At 33.3% G+C, this 17,363-nt stretch carries 16 protein-coding genes; 3 read left to right on the top strand and 13 right to left on the bottom strand.

The genetic code is table 11. The features are described from left to right. Window positions 1-69 precede the first annotated feature (69 nt). Window positions 70-1,320, top strand: a complete 1,251-nt coding sequence (locus tag H8R22_RS00395; RefSeq protein WP_187009495.1) for an ABC transporter permease — start codon at window positions 70-72, stop codon at window positions 1,318-1,320. Between the two features lie 126 nt (window positions 1,321-1,446). Here the strand turns inward: H8R22_RS00395 and accD are convergent, their stop codons facing one another. From accD to tamL, 3 genes are all read right to left on the bottom strand, one after another. After that, window positions 1,447-2,301 carry an acetyl-CoA carboxylase, carboxyltransferase subunit beta gene (gene accD, locus H8R22_RS00390; protein ID WP_187009496.1) on the bottom strand — a complete coding sequence of 285 codons (855 nt, stop codon included), beginning with the start codon at window positions 2,299-2,301 and terminating at the stop codon, window positions 1,447-1,449. 111 nt (window positions 2,302-2,412) lie between these two features. Then, entirely contained in the window at window positions 2,413-3,480 is a 1,068-nt protein-coding gene (gene fbaA / locus H8R22_RS00385) for a class II fructose-bisphosphate aldolase (protein WP_187009497.1), read from the bottom strand. Window positions 3,481-3,545: 65 nt separating this feature from the next. Continuing rightward, window positions 3,546-6,110, bottom strand: a complete 2,565-nt coding sequence (gene tamL / locus H8R22_RS00380; protein ID WP_187009498.1) for a translocation and assembly module lipoprotein TamL — start codon at window positions 6,108-6,110, stop codon at window positions 3,546-3,548. Window positions 6,111-6,147: 37 nt separating this feature from the next. Between tamL and H8R22_RS00375 the strand changes: the two genes are divergently transcribed. Then, window positions 6,148-6,879 carry a TrmH family RNA methyltransferase gene (locus H8R22_RS00375; protein ID WP_187009499.1) on the top strand — a complete coding sequence of 244 codons (732 nt, stop codon included), beginning with the start codon at window positions 6,148-6,150 and terminating at the stop codon, window positions 6,877-6,879. A 21-nt stretch (window positions 6,880-6,900) separates the two neighbouring features. On the opposite strand, the gene porT is transcribed toward H8R22_RS00375, so the two are convergent. The 4 genes from porT to H8R22_RS00350 all read right to left on the bottom strand — a co-directional run bounded on the left by porT (window position 6,901) and on the right by H8R22_RS00350 (window position 9,743). After that, window positions 6,901-7,602 carry a type IX secretion/gliding motility protein PorT/SprT gene (gene porT, locus H8R22_RS00370; protein WP_187009500.1) on the bottom strand — a complete coding sequence of 234 codons (702 nt, stop codon included), beginning with the start codon at window positions 7,600-7,602 and terminating at the stop codon, window positions 6,901-6,903. A gap of 17 nt (window positions 7,603-7,619) precedes the next feature. Next, window positions 7,620-8,351 carry a bifunctional demethylmenaquinone methyltransferase/2-methoxy-6-polyprenyl-1,4-benzoquinol methylase UbiE gene (gene ubiE / locus H8R22_RS00365; RefSeq protein ID WP_187009501.1) on the bottom strand — a complete coding sequence of 244 codons (732 nt, stop codon included), beginning with the start codon at window positions 8,349-8,351 and terminating at the stop codon, window positions 7,620-7,622. Between the two features lie 563 nt (window positions 8,352-8,914). Continuing rightward, window positions 8,915-9,397 (bottom strand): dihydrofolate reductase, encoded by a 483-nt coding sequence (locus H8R22_RS00355; protein WP_187009615.1) that lies wholly within the window; start codon window positions 9,395-9,397, stop codon window positions 8,915-8,917. 13 nt (window positions 9,398-9,410) lie between these two features. After that, on the bottom strand, window positions 9,411-9,743 hold the full coding sequence (locus H8R22_RS00350) for a 2TM domain-containing protein (RefSeq protein ID WP_187009502.1): 333 nt from the start codon (window positions 9,741-9,743) through the stop codon (window positions 9,411-9,413). A 237-nt stretch (window positions 9,744-9,980) separates the two neighbouring features. On the opposite strand from H8R22_RS00350, the gene H8R22_RS00345 reads away from it, so the two are divergent. After that, window positions 9,981-10,277 (top strand): isoamylase early set domain-containing protein, encoded by a 297-nt coding sequence (locus H8R22_RS00345; protein WP_187009503.1) that lies wholly within the window; start codon window positions 9,981-9,983, stop codon window positions 10,275-10,277. A 6-nt stretch (window positions 10,278-10,283) separates the two neighbouring features. Here the strand turns inward: H8R22_RS00345 and H8R22_RS00340 are convergent, their stop codons facing one another. From H8R22_RS00340 to H8R22_RS00315, 6 genes are all read right to left on the bottom strand, one after another. Further along, complete coding sequence (locus H8R22_RS00340) at window positions 10,284-11,108, bottom strand: thymidylate synthase (protein ID WP_187009504.1); 825 nt, start codon at window positions 11,106-11,108, stop codon at window positions 10,284-10,286. 69 nt (window positions 11,109-11,177) lie between these two features. Continuing rightward, window positions 11,178-11,804, bottom strand: coding sequence for a bifunctional nuclease family protein (locus tag H8R22_RS00335; protein ID WP_187009505.1), 627 nt, complete (start codon window positions 11,802-11,804; stop codon window positions 11,178-11,180). Between the two features lie 164 nt (window positions 11,805-11,968). Further along, on the bottom strand, window positions 11,969-12,937 hold the full coding sequence (locus tag H8R22_RS00330) for an electron transfer flavoprotein subunit alpha/FixB family protein (RefSeq protein WP_187009506.1): 969 nt from the start codon (window positions 12,935-12,937) through the stop codon (window positions 11,969-11,971). A 97-nt stretch (window positions 12,938-13,034) separates the two neighbouring features. Then, the gene (locus H8R22_RS00325) at window positions 13,035-13,781 is read right to left on the bottom strand and encodes an electron transfer flavoprotein subunit beta/FixA family protein (protein WP_187009507.1); all 747 of its coding nucleotides are present in this window, start codon (window positions 13,779-13,781) and stop codon (window positions 13,035-13,037) included. 110 nt (window positions 13,782-13,891) lie between these two features. Continuing rightward, window positions 13,892-16,540, bottom strand: a complete 2,649-nt coding sequence (locus H8R22_RS00320; RefSeq protein WP_187009508.1) for a carboxypeptidase regulatory-like domain-containing protein — start codon at window positions 16,538-16,540, stop codon at window positions 13,892-13,894. Next, complete coding sequence (locus H8R22_RS00315) at window positions 16,540-17,229, bottom strand: GLPGLI family protein (protein WP_187009509.1); 690 nt, start codon at window positions 17,227-17,229, stop codon at window positions 16,540-16,542. Before H8R22_RS00315 ends, H8R22_RS00320 begins: the two co-directional genes overlap by 1 nt. Between the last annotated feature and the right edge of the window lie 134 nt (window positions 17,230-17,363).

The following is a 17,363-nucleotide window of genomic DNA, read 5'->3' as shown; positions in this document are numbered from 1 at the left end:
CAAATTAATAGCTTGCTAGGTTTTTGAATATAATTTTTAGATTTTTACCTTAACACAAATAAAGATTTTATGTTACTATATTTTCGATTATTGAAAGAGAGTTTCACTTTTGCAATGAATGCATTGAGCAATAATAAATTAAGAACTTTATTATCGTTGTTGGGTGTGACTATTGGGATTTTTTCCATTATAGCAGTTCTTGCAGCAGTTGACTCCTTGGATAGAAAGATATCTAAAGATCTTAGTTCATTGGATAAAAACACTATTTACTTAATGCGATTCTCATTTGGGCCATCAGATATTCCGCAGTGGAAGAGAGAGCAGTTTCCTAATGTAGCGTATGATGAATATACTTATCTAAAAAGTACAATGACCAATACAAACGAGGTTGCCTTTCAGATTTTTACCAAAAGAGAATCTATAAAGTATGACTCTAATGTGGTTTCTGATGTGAATATGGTGCCTGTATCTTACGAGTTTATAGATATTCAAGGTCTGGAATTTGAGAAAGGTCGATTTTATAATGAATCCGAATCTAATTCAGGAGCGAAGGTTATTGTTTTAGGAAACGAAATAGCTAGTTCACTCTTTGAAGATATAGATCCCCTAGGGAAAAGTGTTCGTGTATATGGGCAAAAGTTTACTGTTATTGGAGTCTTAAAAAAGGAAGGTGCCGGACTTTTTGGAGATAGTGATGACACATCTGCTTATTTGCCAGTGAACTTCATCCGTCAATCGTATGGCGATAATAATACCTCTTTAACAAATGTTATCGTGTTTAAGCCTAATAGTGGGGTAGATATGGAGGCTTACAAAGAAGAGATTTCACAAAAGCTACGCACGAATAGAGGATTAAAAGCAGGTGAAATTGATAATTTCTTTATCAATGTTTTCTCTGGTTTTACGGATCTAATCGATGGAATTATCTTAAATATGAAATTTGGTGGCTGGATGATTAGTGGTTTTTCACTTTTAGTAGGAGGTTTTGGAATTGCAAATATTATGTTTGTTTCTGTAAAGGAGAGAACCAATTTAATTGGTATTCAAAAATCATTGGGTGCTAAAAATAGATTTATCTTATTTCAATTTTTATTCGAAGCTATTATTCTTTCGGTAATTGGTGGTGCAATAGGTTTGTTCCTTGTTTGGATTATTGCTTTTGTATTAACAGAGGCCTTAGATTTTGAATTTGTTTTAGGAATGGGGAATGTGCTATTAGGAACTGGACTAGCGGCGTTGATTGGTTTGGTATCTGGAATTTTACCTGCTATTACAGCTTCAAAATTAGATCCTGTGGAGGCAATTAGAACTGGGATGTAATAGGCCTAGTGTTTTTTGCTATTGTATGTAATTCATAGAGAATAAAATCCATTTGTTGATTTTTACGTATAAAAAAACCCAAGAAATAGTTCTTGGGTTTTTTGCTTTTAATGAAATAGTGATTAATTATCTAACTTCATTATTTTGTATTAAATCGATATACAAGTTAATCTTGTCTTTCAATTCTTTTCTTGGTGTGATAAAGTCTAGAAATCCATGCTCTAACAAGAACTCAGCTGTTTGGAAACCTTCTGGTAAATCCTTACCCGTAGTGTCTCTTACAACTCTTGGGCCAGCAAATCCAATTAAGGCTCCAGGCTCAGAGATATTGATGTCTCCTAGCATAGCGTAGGAAGCTGTAGTTCCACCAGTGGTAGGGTCAGTACATAAAGAGATGTATGGTAGTTTTGCTTCTGCTAACTGCGCTAATTTTACAGAAGTCTTAGCAAGTTGCATTAAAGAATAAGCAGCCTCCATCATACGTGCTCCTCCAGATTTAGAAATCATTACAAAAGGAAGTTTGTTTTTAATTGCGTGATCAATTCCTCTTGCAATTTTTTCACCTACAACAGCTCCCATAGAGCCACCAATAAAGGCGAAATCCATGCAACAAATCACCAATTCTTTTCCTTTAGATTTTCCTACTCCTGTACGAACAGCATCTTTCAGTTTTGTTTTTTCCATTACATCTTTCAAACGATCTGCATATTTTTTTGTGTCTACAAAATGCAAAGGATCTTTAGAGGTAAGGTTTTTATCTAACTCTACAAACTCGTTGTTATCAAACAAAATTTCAAAATAGGTACTACTGCCAATTCTAACGTGAAAACCATCCTCTGGGCTAACAAATAAATTGCGTTCTAACTCGTCAGCATCGATAATTTTTCCCGTAGGCGATTTGTACCAAAGTCCTTTTGGAACATCCATTTTGTCTTCGGTAGCAGTCGTAATTCCTTTTTCTTTTCTTTTAAACCAAGCCATTTTTCTAGTATTCAGTGTTCAGTATTCAAATGTTTAGTGCTTGTAATTAGTTGAAGTATTCAGTAAAATTGATTTAAACTGCCTACTAGAAACTGCTTACTGTCCACTATTTTATAATGTATTCACGTTGTTCAAGTCGGCAAATGCTTGCTCTAGTCTAGTATTAAAAGTGATTTCACTTTCACGCAACCATTTTCTTGGATCGTAATATTTTTTGTTAGGAACATCAGCACCGTCAGGGTTACCAATTTGTGTTTTTAGGTAGTCTATTTTTTCTACCATGTAATCACGAATACCTTCTGTAAAAGCAAACTGCAAGTCAGTATCAATATTCATTTTTATTACTCCGTAGCTAATACCTTCTCTGATTTCTTCCAGCGTAGAACCTGATCCACCGTGGAAAACAAAATCAACTGGATTGTGTCCTGTGTTACACTTGTTTTGAACATAATCTTGAGAGTTCTTTAGAATTTTTGGAGTCAATTTTACATTTCCTGGTTTGTAAACTCCGTGTACATTTCCAAAAGCAGCAGCAATTGTGAATTTTGGACTTATTTTAGAAAGTTCTTCGTAAGCATACGACACCTCTTCTGGTTGTGTATATAATTTAGAGCTATCAACGTCAGAGTTGTCTACGCCATCTTCTTCACCACCTGTGATTCCAAGCTCGATTTCTAATGTCATACCCATTTTACTCATACGCTCTAAATAACCTTTACAGATTTCGATGTTTTCTTCGATTGGCTCTTCAGATAAATCAATCATGTGAGAGCTATACAAAGGTTTTCCGGTTGCAGCAAAATGTTTTTCAGATGCATCTAATAAACCATCAATCCACGGTAATAGTTTTTTTGCACAGTGGTCAGTATGTAAAATTACTGTTGCTCCGTAAGCTTCAGCTAAAGTATGAATATGTAGTGCTCCTGCTACACCACCTGCTATTGCAGCTTTTTCATTTTCATTAGATAATCCTTTTCCTGCGTTAAATTGTGCTCCTCCATTAGAAAACTGAATAATCACTGGCGCATTTAGTTTTGCTGCTGTTTCTAGCACTGCATTTATAGTGTTAGATCCAGTTACATTTACTGCTGGAAGTGCAAAGCCTTTTTCTTTTGCGTAATTAAAAATCTCTTGTACTTGATCACCTGTGGCAACGCCCGGTTTGATGTTGTGTCCCATTTTAATTTGTTTTTAGTTGGTTCTTTTTTTTAGTTTTAGTATGCAAAAATAAGAATTAAATAGCATTAGAAAGGGTAATTGATACCAAAATTTAAAACGGAGTTAGCAAAGTTGTATTGTCTGAACCATTTTTTTCCTGTTTCATTCGCGGGATCGTATGTTTTAAATCCAAAGTCAAAACGCACAACTAAAAAGGTTAAATCGTATCGAAGTCCAAATCCTGAACCAAGGGCAATATCTTGTAAGCTACTAATGCCTGTAAATGTGGATTTTGGATCAGTAACATTATCGCTCACGTTCCAAATGTTTCCTGCATCAGCAAATAACGCTCCTTTTAGATCTCCTAAAAGCTTAAATCTAAACTCAGCACTTAGTGCGATTTTCATGTTTGCTTCATTGAAATCATTAAGTGCTCCACTGCTACCAGGTCCCAAACTATAGGGTTGCCAAGCTCTATTGTCATTAGATCCTCCTGAGAAATAACTTCGTGAAAAGGGAATGTTGTCAGAGTTTCCAAAAGGGATGGCTATCCCAAAAAAGCTTCTTACTGCTAAGACTTTTTCCTTAGTAAGGTCCCAATGTTTGATGTAGTCAAATTCGGTTTTAATGTATTCAGAGTATTCTAAATTAAAAATTTCTCTATTTCCATTCGCATTAAATGATTGGTTTGATGCATTCGCAATAAACGATAATAGGGATCCAGCTGATTCGATTTTAGTTTTAAATTGATAAAATGAGTTGTCTTGAAGGTCTTTTTTAGTTGTTTTCGTAAAAGAGAAACTTGTAGCCAATATAAAGTCATTCTCCGTCAATCGAACTCTTCTTTCCTCAATACTTTTTACAGACTGATACTCATCATCTCCCGATGTTAATGCCGTGGCATTGTTGAGCACATCATTGGTGAACCCTGTAGTCCCTGATTGAATAATTAAGTTCCTGTCGGCTGAATTGTCAAAATAGGTGCTGTTGGTGTTAAAAGTTTTCCCAATTGCATTCAACGCATCGTAAGAGGAGCGATATACATTGAAGTAATTATTTGGATTTAGATTGCGAACAAATTGAACGTTAAACAAATCAAATCTCGCGGTATTATTTCTTTTTGGATTCCAATTGTATGAAACAGCTCCAGTGAAATTTTCTTTATCTAGACCAATATTTGTTTGTCTGGCGATACCTATTGCCATCAAAGTGGACGGAATCATACTTTTTGGGATGATTTTTTCCGTTCTAAATGGTAGAAAGATTCTTGGGATATTTAGTTTTAAATCCGCACCGTATTCTGAAACGTTGAAGAATTGATTATTGGGATTTGCTAAATCTTTAGATGAACCTATGTTTGTACGTGCCGAAAGTTCTAATGTTTCGGCACCATTGAATACATTTCGTATGGTTAATGAAGGGCTGAATGCTATTCCAATATCTTGGATATTAGAGTGGGTAACATCAAACGAAGCTCCAAAGCTGTATTTTTTTCTGGGTGTTAGGTATATTTTTGCTATTAAAGAGCTTGCCGTTGAGTCGCGTTTATCAAGCTCGTATTGTATGGTTGGATAGTTGAAAATTTTGAGATTATTTAAATACCTGCTTGTTAGTACGGTTTTAAAATCAGCAAATAAACTTCCTTTTGCTATAAAAATAGCATCTGTTATGGCATAAGGCTTATACTTCAGCTTATTGTGGCTGTAGATATTAAAGTTTTTGTACGTAAGACTATCTTTAATTATTTGAGATTCTTTGTTTGAATTGTAGTCAGTATAGATATTGACATCACTAATGGTGTACAATTTAAATGGTTCTGTTCTAGTTGAGTCTTGCTCTTGATATGAATAGTCGTTTATAATCAAGTTTACATTAGCCTTGTTTATTTTTCCTATGGTATCGATGTCAAAGTTTACGTACGTGGGTTGAAAGTAATAAGCTCCATTGTTTCTATAAAGCGTCGAAACTCGATTGCGTTCTTCTTCAAAATCGGTTGTTTTATATTGCTTGCCAGATTGTATCATAGCAGTTTCCTTTCTAGAATCGTAAAGAGAGTCTAGCGCAGGTGTAGAAATAGTAGTTTTGATGGTGTCTAACAAGTAGGCGGCACCAGTTTTTATTAAATATTTAACCGCAGCCTTTTTTGGTTTAACGGTATCTAGACTAGCCGATGTCTCTACATCAAAAAAACCATCATTAAAATAATAATATTTTAGTCTTAATAATGATTTTGTAGTTTTAGCACTGTCAATTATTACAGGAGGTTCACCGGTTCTTTTTAAAAACTCGTGTATGCCATGATACCAAAATGACTGGCCTAAGCGATCAACCTGTTTGGCTGATAGCCATTTAGACTTTCGCTCATATTTGCCGGGATTATTGGTGAATTTTGCTTGGTAAGTAGAGTCTGGATTTAGATTAGCTAAATTGTACAAATTAAGTCTAAGTTTGTACCCTAAGAGCAAAGTGCTATTGGGGTTTTGATACAGCTGATTAAATACAATTTCATCTGCTATTTTTTTGTCATTAACTATAATTTCATTTTTAGTTAGTAGTCTTTTATCAGCTGGGACTCTTTTTTCAGCGTCACAAGCAGATATTATTATTCCTATTAGAATAAATAATGATATTTTTGTTAAGATTTTTTTCAAGTGTTCTAATATATTTAATTCAAAAGTACATATTTTTATGGTTAGTAAAAACCAAATAAAACTAATAACTAGTTTACAGCAAAAAAAGTATCGAACAGCTAATCAAATGTTTTTTGCCGAAGGTATTAAAGCTGTTAACGAATTGTTGTCATCTAATTTAGAGCTTGTTCATTTATACACCACTCAAAATGACTTTGCTTCAGTGGCAACTGATAAAAAATCAGTGGTGGTTGAAAGTGATTTAAAAAAAATTTCTGCTTTAGCTACGCCAAATACGTGTTTAGCTGTTTTTTATATACCTGTTGAAAAACCCACTAGCACTAAAGGTTTGATTGTTGCGCTGGATTCCATTAGAGACCCTGGTAATATGGGAACTATTATTCGGCTTTGTGATTGGTTTGGTGTAGAGCAAATCTTGTGTTCGAAGGAAACAGTGGATATCTATAATCCTAAGGTGGTACAAGCAACTATGGGTTCCATAACAAGAGTTAATGTTAATTATATTGATTTGGAGGCTTATTTAAGCAATGTTTCGATACCGGTCTTTGGTACTTTTATGGATGGAGATTCTATTTACAAGAGCAATTTACCTCACGAAGGTATCATTGTCATGGGTAACGAGGCTAACGGAATTTCAAAGGAAATAGAAAACAGGGTTACAAGTAAGCTTTCTATTCCGCGTTTTGGTCCAGTTCAAAAAACAGAAAGTTTAAACGTAGCAACCGCGACTGGTATTATTTTAAGTGAGTTTAAAAGAAATGCTTTATAAACCTAAAATGAATAATATTTACTAGTGAAAAGTAAAATTGATCAATATAGCTCTAGATTTTAGTGACTCTATGTTTCCGGTCCAAGGACTGTTAGGGTCGTTGTCACGAATTAATTCGTCATTGATACCAAAAACACCTCGAATAGAGGGTGAAAATATAAAGTATTCAGAAAAAATATCTATACCTAATCCTAATTCGTAATTGGTAGTCCATGGTTTAACTCTAAATCGCTGCTCTTCGTTATCATCTATAGATTTAGAATTGCTCGATAAGTTTAAAGTAGCAGAAAGACCACCAACTAAATAAGGTCTTATGTTTCCGGTACGTAGCGAAGAGAATTTTAATAATAACGGAAAGTGAATATAGGTACTATTTACCTCCCTAAGAGCGTCTACGGGTCTGCTGAAATTCGGGTAATTTAAGTCTCTTTTTGTATAATATAAGCCGGGTTCAAACCGCAAGTTAATGTATTCTTGCAGTTTTAAATCACCCACTATTCCAACATTGAATCCTGTGGTTTTTTTTACTTGAATGTCAGGTCCTACAGTTTTATAATCTATTTTAAAATCAAAAGAGTTGAACCCAAGGTAGTATCCAAAATAAACTTTTTGCTTTTGGAAATTTTCTAAATTAATTAAAGGATCTCTGCTAAACATGCCCTTAGATTGAGTGAATCCAGGGCTAGTGAGCATGAGGAAGATTATGACTGCAATTTTTTTCATTCGAAAGTAAGCTTTGTTTATTTTTTTGAAGCAACATATATAGTTGCTACACCAAGAGTTTGCGGCTTTGCTACAACATCTATAAACCCAACTTTTCGTAAAATATTGTTCAAGGCTTCTCCATATGGAAATGCAGCCGCAGATTCAGATAGATATCCGTATGCCTCATTGTCTTTGGAAAACATTTTACCAATGAGCGGTAAGATATTTTTACTATAAAAGTTATAACCTTGTTTGTACGGAGTTTTGTCTGGAACGGAGGTCTCTAAAATTACAAAAACACCATTAGGCTTTAGTACTCGTAATATTTCAGCTAATCCTTTTTCTAGCGTTTCAAAATTTCTTACTCCAAAAGCAACTGTAATTGCATCAAAATAGTTGTCGTCAAAAGGTATGTTTTCTGAATCGCCTAAAACCATTTCTATTGTTTGAGACAGTTTTCTCTCTGCTATTTTTTTTACACCCACTTCTAACATACCTGCTGATATGTCTAATCCAATGATCTTTTTAGCATTTGTTTCGGCCATTAAAATAGCTAAATCTCCTGTACCTGTAGCGATATCTAAGATTGTATTGGGTTGGCTGTCTTGGACTATTTTAAGTACTTTTTTTCTCCATTTTATATCGATACCAAAAGAAATTACACGGTTTAAGCTGTCGTAATTTCCTGAAATGTTATCAAACATTTGAGCTACTTGTTCTTTTTTTCCAAGTCCTGAATCTTTATATGGGGTAATATTTTTTGACATTTTATTATTTTTTACAAAGATAATATAATAGTCTCTACTTTTTATCTAAAAGCAGTCAACTCTATATGTCATCTTTTTAATGGGTTTTTAAATTAAAAAAATAGGTAAGCTAAAAAAGCTAAAAATCACTAAAAGTGGGTATTGTGCACTTATGTATAAATGCGCAAATTTACAAAAATAAAAATTCAATGATTATTAGGGAATGGAAGGCCCAAATCAAGTGGTTAGTTTTTGCGTTGCTTTTCTCACTTGTTCTTGTAAGCTGTTTTGAAGCTGCAGTATTTAAAAACTGCGGTGTAAGTTTAACGCGAAATACGTTCTTAGGATTAAATTTGTTTTTGGAAATTTTAATTTTCTTTGTCTTTAGTACCTTTGTGGTATTTGGTATTAAGGGCTTCTTTGAGATGTACTCTCAAAAATCAGCAAATGCTATCATCTTTATCTCGGGGATATTGTTAGCATTTGTAATCATCATTTTATGTTATCAAATACTGTTTCAGGAGTAGGTCCTGTTCCCTTCATTGAACTTATTTAAAAATAAAAACACCCTCGAAAGGGTGTTTTTATTTTTTAACAAAGGTTTGATAAGTATAGTCAAATTGATGCTTGTCGTCTTTTAGTTGTTTTTCTGAATTTTGTAAAATCCAATTTTCTTTCTCTATTGTGGGAAAAAAAGCATCAGCTTCAAATGTATGATGAACTAGCGTAAGTTCGATTTTGTCTGCATAGGTAATTCCTAAATTATATATTTCTCCTCCACCTATAATGAAAATATCTTCTTCCTTTGGGCATGCTGCAATGGCTTGTTCCATGCTATTAACAACAATGCAGCCTTCAGGTGCATAGTCTTTCGATCTTGTAATTATTACGTGTGTTCTATTGGGTAATGGTCTTGGGAAACTTTCAAAAGTTTTCCTTCCCATGATAATATGATGGCCGGTTGTTAGCGCTTTAAACCTTTTAAAGTCATTAGGTAAGTGCCATATTAAATCATTGTTTTTGCCTAGTGCGTTGTTTTCTGCAGCGGCTGCAATCATTATAATCATTGATGTTCGTGTGTTAACTGTTGTTTTCTTCTTCAATTTTTAACTGTAAATCTGCTATCTTTTTTTGCTGTAGCCCTATTAAACGGTCTAATTGTTCTCTCTCCCAGTTTTTATTCATGAAACGGTCCGTTATAAAAACTTTTATAAAGTGTAATATGAAAAGAAAAAGCCAGATGGTTATAATCCAAATGTACCAATTGGTTTCGGGACTAAAGCTAAAAATTTTTGTTGATATGAATAGAAATAGACTAGCTATAAAAAGTACCACAAAATGAAAATAAAGCCTCTTTTTTTGCTTTAATCTTTTTCGAGCATACTCATAAAGTTCGTGTTGGTCTCTTTCCATTAGGTAGATTTTTAGATTATAAAGATAAAATATAAATTGGAAAGTCGCTAAAGGTATGTTGCGGAATTTTTCATGAAATCGTTTTCTTTTTTTTAATTGATAATTTTTAGCTCTTATTTTAGATTATTCACTTAAATGTAGCGCCATTTATTCAATTGTCTCAAAAGTTTATTTAGGCAGTTGTTGTTTAATAAAAATTCTTTTCCTTTGTTATATAAATCTATAAATAAGGTAGTTATGTCAGTAAAAAAACAATTTGTGAAAACAAAGCCAGTATGTAAAGTTACTTTTTCAGTAGAGGCAAAAGAGGCAAAATCAGCTTCAGTAGTTGGTGATTTTAATAAATGGAATCCAGAAGAAGGAGAGCTTAGTAAATTAAAAAACGGAACATTTAAAGGGGTTTTTGATATAGACAAAGATGCGTCATACGAATATAAATATATTATTGACGGGGCTTATGTAAATGAATCTGAAGCAGATGCTTACAAATACAATTCTTTTGCTGGTGCAGAAAATAGTGTTTTGGAAGTGTAAAATAATTTAGACGGCTACATTGCCTTTTATTGCATCGTGTGGTTCGTATCCAACGAGTGTAAAGTCTTCAAACTTAAAATCAAAAATATCCATTATTTCTGGATTCACTATCATTTTAGGTAGTGGCTTTGGACTTCTAGATAGTTGTAACTCTAATTGCTCAAAATGATTGTTGTAAATATGTGCATCGCCAAAAGTGTGAATGAATTCACCAGCTTCGAAGCCGCATACTTGGGCAATCATCATTGTTAACAAGGCGTAAGAAGCGATGTTAAAAGGAACACCTAGAAAAATGTCAGCACTACGTTGGTACAACTGACATGATAATTTGCCATCGGCTACATAAAATTGAAAGAACGCATGGCAAGGAGGTAAAGCAGCTTTATTGTTAGCTACGTTTTCCTCAAAGGATTTGCTGGTATCTGGCAGTACTGATGGATTCCATGCTGAAACTATCATGCGCCGGCTATTAGGATTGGTTTTTAGTTCGGTAATTAGATCTTTTATTTGATCAATTTCCTCACTATTCCAATTGCGCCATTGATGGCCATAAACTGGTCCTAAGTCTCCATTGGAGTCGGCCCAAGCGTCCCAAATTTTCACACCGTTTTCTTGAAGGTATCCAATGTTTGTATCTCCTTTTAAAAACCAAAGTAATTCATGAATAATAGATTTAAGGTGCAGTTTTTTGGTAGTTACCATAGGGAAACCTTCGCTTAAATCAAAACGCATTTGGTATCCAAATACACTTTTCGTTCCAGTTCCAGTGCGATCACCTTTTTGACAACCGTTCTCCATAACGTGCTGTACTAAATCTAAATATTGTTTCATTTTTTAAGTATCAAGTTAATCGGTTTGTGATTGTATGATTTAAATAGCTAACCGATTTTGAAATAAATTTTAGGATTCTCTTTTAGAAATTTCATCTCTAATTTGAGCTGCTTTCTCGTAGTCTTCTTGCGATACGGCTTGCTCTAAAAGTTCTGTTAGGTCTTGTAAACTATGTTTAATGTAAATACGATCAGAATTGTGATCGTCTTCTATTCCAAAAGTTTCTGGGTTAGATAGGATGTCATCAATTTCTTGTGAGTCTTTATCGTTGTCCTGATTATTGGTTTTTAAATAAATACCCGCTTTGTCTAGGATGTTTTTATACGTAAAAATAGGAGCACTAAATCTAAGTGCTAGTGCAATTGCATCTGATGTGCGCGCATCGATAATCTCTTCTACATTTTCACGTTCGCAAATGATACTTGAGTAGAAAACACCATCGACTAATTTGTGTATGATTACTTGTTTAACAACGATATCAAAGCGCTCTGCAAAATTTTTAAATAAGTCGTGCGTTAGAGGGCGAGGGGGTTTTATTTCTTTTTCTAAAGCAATCGCTATAGATTGTGCTTCGAATGCTCCAATTACGATAGGTAGCTTTCTTTCGCCATCGACTTCATTTAATATTAAAGCGTAGGCTCCGTTTTGTGTTTGGCTGTATGAAATTCCTTTTATAGATAATTTAACTAAGCTCATAATTGTTGTAATGAAAGGTAATAAATACCCTGTTTTGTTGATTTATTGTAGTTGTTAAATGGCGTACAATTTTAATGCAAAAATAGGACAAAAAAAACTGTCTGAAAACAAAGATACGATTATCTTGTTCTCAGACAGCTATTAATTAACTACAGAGGTTTAATTTATGATTGCTGACTTTTGAAAGCTTTCATTTTCTCTATTAATTGTGGTACAATTTCGAAGGCATCACCAACGATTCCGTAATCAGCCACTTTAAAAAATGGTGCCTCAGGATCAGAGTTGATTACTACTTTTACTTTTGATGAGTTGATACCTGCAATGTGCTGTATTGCTCCTGAGATTCCAATTGCAATATATAAGTTAGTTGCTACTGGTTTCCCTGTTTGTCCTACGTGTTCTCCGTGAGGTCTCCAACCTAAGTCAGATACTGGTTTAGAACAAGCAGTTGCTGCTCCCATAACGGTTGCTAGCTCCTCGATCATTCCCCAGTTTTCAGGTCCTTTTAGACCACGACCTGCAGATACTACCACTTCGGCATCAGCGATAGAAACTTTTCCTGATACTTTCTCTACTGATTCTACTTTTACACCAAAGTCATTGTCACCAATAGTTGGGCTAAAATCTTCTTCAGTAGTTGAAGTTGGATTTTCAAAAATTCCGTAAGAGTTTTTGGCAAGACCTAATACTTTTACTTCGGTGTCAATTTCAGTAATGTTGAATGCTTTATTAGAGAAAGCAGTTCTCTTAACTTGAAATGGTGAAGTGCTTATAGGAAGTCCTACTACGTTAGAAGCATAACCTGCGTTAAGCGCAACTGCAGTAAGTGATGATAAGTAAATGCTATCAGTAGTAGAAGATAGTAAAACTAGTTTAGCACCTTCTTTTTCAGCTGCTTGCTTGATTACATCAGCATAAGCTTTAGCGGTAAAACCAGCTAATTTATCATTGCTAACTTTTAATACTTTATCTACTCCGTAGGTTGATAATTCAGAAACGTCTCCTGCATTGATTGTTAAAGCAGTAACGGTTGTTCCTAATGATTCAGCTACTTTTTTCGCATAAGAAGCTAATTCAAAAGCTACTTTCTTGAATTTTCCTTCAGCTGATTCTGCGTATATTAATATTGACATAATATTTTTTTTTTTAGTCTTAAAGTTTAAATGTCTAATGTCCGGCAGTAAATGGTATTTACTTTTCGACTTTCGACGGATGGCTTTCGACTGTTTATTAAATTACTTTAGCTTCGTTGTGTAGTAAGTTGATTAATTCATCCAAGTTGTCAGCATTTATCAGTTTTACTGCTGATTTTGGTGCTGGTTTTTCGAATTTCACCGCTTTTGTTGTTACAGATGCATCAACAGCTTCTACTACTGTTAATGGTTTTGTACGAGCAGTCATGATTCCTCTCATGTTTGGGATGCGTAGGTCTTTTTCTTCTACCAATCCTTTTTGACCACCAATGATTAATGGTAATGATGTAGAAACAGTTTCTTTACCACCATCGATTTCACGAACTGCAGTAGCAGCTGTACCGTCAACAGTTAGTTCCGTGCAAGAGTTTAGGAAATTGTATCCTAAAATTCCAGCTACCATTCCTGGAACCATTCCACCATTATAGTCTAATGATTCTTTTCCTGCGATAATTAAATCGTATCCTCCGTTTTTAATTACTTCAGCTAATTGTTTTGCTACGAAGAAACCATCTGTTGGATTGGCATTAATACGAATTGCTTCGTTAGCACCTATTGCCAACGCTTTTCTTAAAGTTGGTTCGGTGTCAGGTCCACCAACATTTACAACAGTAACCGTTGCGCCTTGTTTTTCTTGGAACCAAATAGCACGTGTTAATCCAAATTCGTCATTAGGATTAATTACATATTGTACGCCATTTGTATCAAACTCTGAGTCGCCGTTAACAAAGTTAATTTTAGCGGTAGTATCAGGAACATGGCTTATGCAAACTAGTATTTTCATGATGTATATATTTAATTGTCATTCTTTTGTTTTACAAATTTAAAATAATAAATCGAATAATATACTATGCGTGCATAATATTTTTTTGTTAAACTATTACGATTTCGTGCCTACAGTTTTAATTTTGCCGAAAAGAGATAATATCCTGCTAAGATTTGTGACCTGTTTTGTTGATTGTAATTTGCGGCGCTTGATATCGTTATTTGTTCGTTATTTTTAACATTAAATACATTGTTTCCTATTGCACTCAATTCTATTTTGGAATTTGGAATACTGTATCTTAACCTTGGACTAAAAAAAGTAATAGTATTTGATGAGGATATTGATTCGTATTTCATAATACTCAAGTTGGACGTGAAGGAAAGGCCTTTTGATAATTGTAAGCTTGAATTAAAGTATGGTTTTGTTATTGTTAGTTCGTTTGTGGCAAATGAATCAGTATAGGTGTCTTGGGAGTATTGTATACCAGTTTCAAATTGTAATTTTTTATTTTTTAATCTTGAAATGATTCCAAAGTATCCACTATATGAAATCGTATTTAATTCATTTTTTTGATTTTCGTAAAAGATGTTTTTGTTATTAATTGCATAGGAAACACTACCTTTTAGGGAAAAGGGGAAATTTTTAAATTGTTTTTCGGCAAATACAAACGAGTTAAAGAAACTCTCGTAAGGTGCTAGTTTATATTGAATTAAATTGCTGTTTTGAGTTGCAAATGAGTTATTTGTTATTGGATTTGTGTCTTCGAGGTAGGATATATTTGAAATAACTGTTATGTTCCTTTTTAAATTATTGTAAAAATACTCCATCCCAAACTGATTATTTTTATTGATAGCATCAAATTGAACATCATTATTGCTGTAAATAGTTCTATAATCTCCAATAGTTTGATTTTCAATTAAATTTTCAACTCCAAATAATTTGTTGTTTAGTGCATAGCTCAACTTGACGTAATGTTGTTTGCTGAAAGATGTTTTTAGGGCAAAACTAGGTGTAAAAAGCTGCTTTTTGGCTTCTTGTGTACCTGTGTTCAAGGATATATCGGAGTACGATAAATTTGTTGTCAATGTATTTTTTAAACCTAATTCAAATTTAGAGGTAAGTCCTATTGTGTTGGAGTTGTTGTCTAGTATTAGCTCATTTTGGAACTGCAAAAATTGTTTCTCAAAAGATTCGAATTGCTCTCTTTTGCTGACAAGTTCATTATAAATACTAAAAGGGTGGTTTTTTACATAAAAATCAAAATTTGAGTTTAACAGTAAGACCTGTTTTTTATAATTAGTATTTTGAGCGATAGTATAGTTGTTAAATGGGAAATTTAAATTTAAAATAGGTTGATTTGCATTAATATTTAGATCATTGGATTTGTGTGTGATTTCCTGTGCTGCTTTTATTCGCAATTGCTTATTTCTTTTTAAAATTAAGGAGTACTCTAAGTTATGATTGAAGTTGAAATCTACGGCATTGTTTTCGTTGTCTATTTTGTTATTGGATGTGGTTAAAACAACAAAGTTGTTTTTAGAAAAGTTGGAGAAAATAGATTTATAGGTAAACAGTGAATTTGAGGTGTTTTTGTAAGATGCATCTAAGGACGTGATATTGAATACGGAGTTTTCCTGTGTATTCCTTTTTTCGGTATTGAAAAAATTAGAATTTGCACCATAAAATTCTTGTTCTACTATTTGCTCCTCTGTTTGATTATTGGTGTTAAATAAGGAATATAGGTTTACCTCCATTTTTTTTGAAGGGAAATATTTGAAATTTAGTCCAGTGAAATAAGATTCACGACTTTTAACGTTATTTCCTAATGTTAAAAATCGTGGTAAGTCACTGTTTTTAGAGAAGGTAACTTCGCCATTAGTGGCATCATTTTTTTTGTTGACAAACGACATATAATCATTAATAGTAAGAGCGAGTTCCCCTGTATTGTTAGAATCGCTAATAAGACTACTGTATATTTTTTTGCCAAAATTAAAGAGATTGGTGTGTAGATTAAATTTATCTTGGCCAACTCCTAAGGCAATATTTCCAGTGATTTTATTTTTAAATTTGTCTTTGATTTTGACATTAATAGCGGTTAATCCTGATTTTTGCTCTTTTTTAAGTTGTTTGAATTCAGTGTAGTTATTTATGATTTCAATGTTTTTAATCATTTCAGCGGAGATATTATCAGTCGCTATTTTTTGTTGGTCGATGAAGAATTCTTGACCATCAATCAAAAATTTATCTACCGCTTTACCATTAACTTTGATTTTACCTTCATTATCGACATCCAAGCCGGGTAGTTTATTTAAAACATCCTTGAGGGTTTCTTCAGTGCCGTTTAAGAATTTTTCAATGCGATATTTTAAGGTGTCGCCAACCTCTGTCATTCCAGAGGATTCGCTTTTGATAATTACTGTTTCTAGGTCAACTTTGCTTTCAGTGAGTGTGATTTTTCCTAAGTCTAATAAATTAGTATTTACGGTGATTTCCTTATTATAAGTTGCTAAACCTAGATAACTAATTTTAAGAATATATGTTCCTTTGCCTTCCAGAGGAATACTAAAATTCCCGTCTTTTCCAGAGTAAGAAAATGCTATAGTTTGATCTGTTTTTATGTTTTTTACAACCACAGTTGCTTGGCTTATTGGTTTGCCTATTGCATCAAATACTGATCCAGTGATACTATGTTGTGCTAGAAGAGGGAAACTGCAAAATAAAAAAAAGCAGAATAACTGCTTTTTTAAATGTATTGTAATGCTTTGTAAATGCGTCATTAATGAGAATTTTGTTTTAAATAGTCACTATAGCTAAGCTCAGGAGCACTGTTATTTGGCACGTTTATTTGCGTATTTTCTTTACTGAAAACTAATTTATCAAAAGTTAATATAGCGTTTTTATTAATCTCGATTTGTATGATAAATCCAGGTAGTCCCCAATATTGTCCTGGTCCGTCGTTTAAAGGAATTGATTCGCAGTACCATGCAACAATAGATTGATTTGAATTAAAAGTTGTATTTGTAGTAGTCGCTTTTTTGCATGCATAACCATTTATGGTTTGACTCTCGTTTACTAATTTCCAATTGAAGGTTGGTAATGCTTCTTTTATATTAGTGTCCTTATCATTCATAGTAGAAATTATCTTATATTTTTTTTCTTCAAAATCTTTGTAAGAAGTAATAGAGGACGGCCTGTTTACTGTAGAAGTGGTTTGGTACTTATTTCCGTATTTTTCGATATAGGTTGTGTCAATAGATGACTTTTCAATAGATATTAGGTTTTGTATTGATTTGTTTTGAGAATTCGTATACGAATACGTCATGGGTTTTGATGCTTTTTTTGACAATACTGTTTCGTCTCCAACACCTTGTAGTTGGATATTAGTTAAAATTCCTTTTAAGGTTTGGCTGTGCAGGTGGGTGATTGTTATTAAAAAAAACAATGTTAGTAGTACTTTTTTTTTCATTGTTGTATTGCGTGTTTATAGGTCTGTTTTTTGTGTTTTGTTTGTAACTTAAATCTTTCGTAAAGTAAAAATAAAAAGGGATTAAGTAGTTTACAATTCACTTTTATTTAACATGATACTAGTTATTTGTGATT

This window comes from Flavobacterium kayseriense, assembly GCF_014305095.1.
In the GTDB taxonomy this organism is placed as follows: domain Bacteria; phylum Bacteroidota; class Bacteroidia; order Flavobacteriales; family Flavobacteriaceae; genus Flavobacterium; species Flavobacterium kayseriense.
Note: the sequence above shows the minus strand (reverse complement) of the source record. Positions and strands in the feature narration are given on the sequence as shown.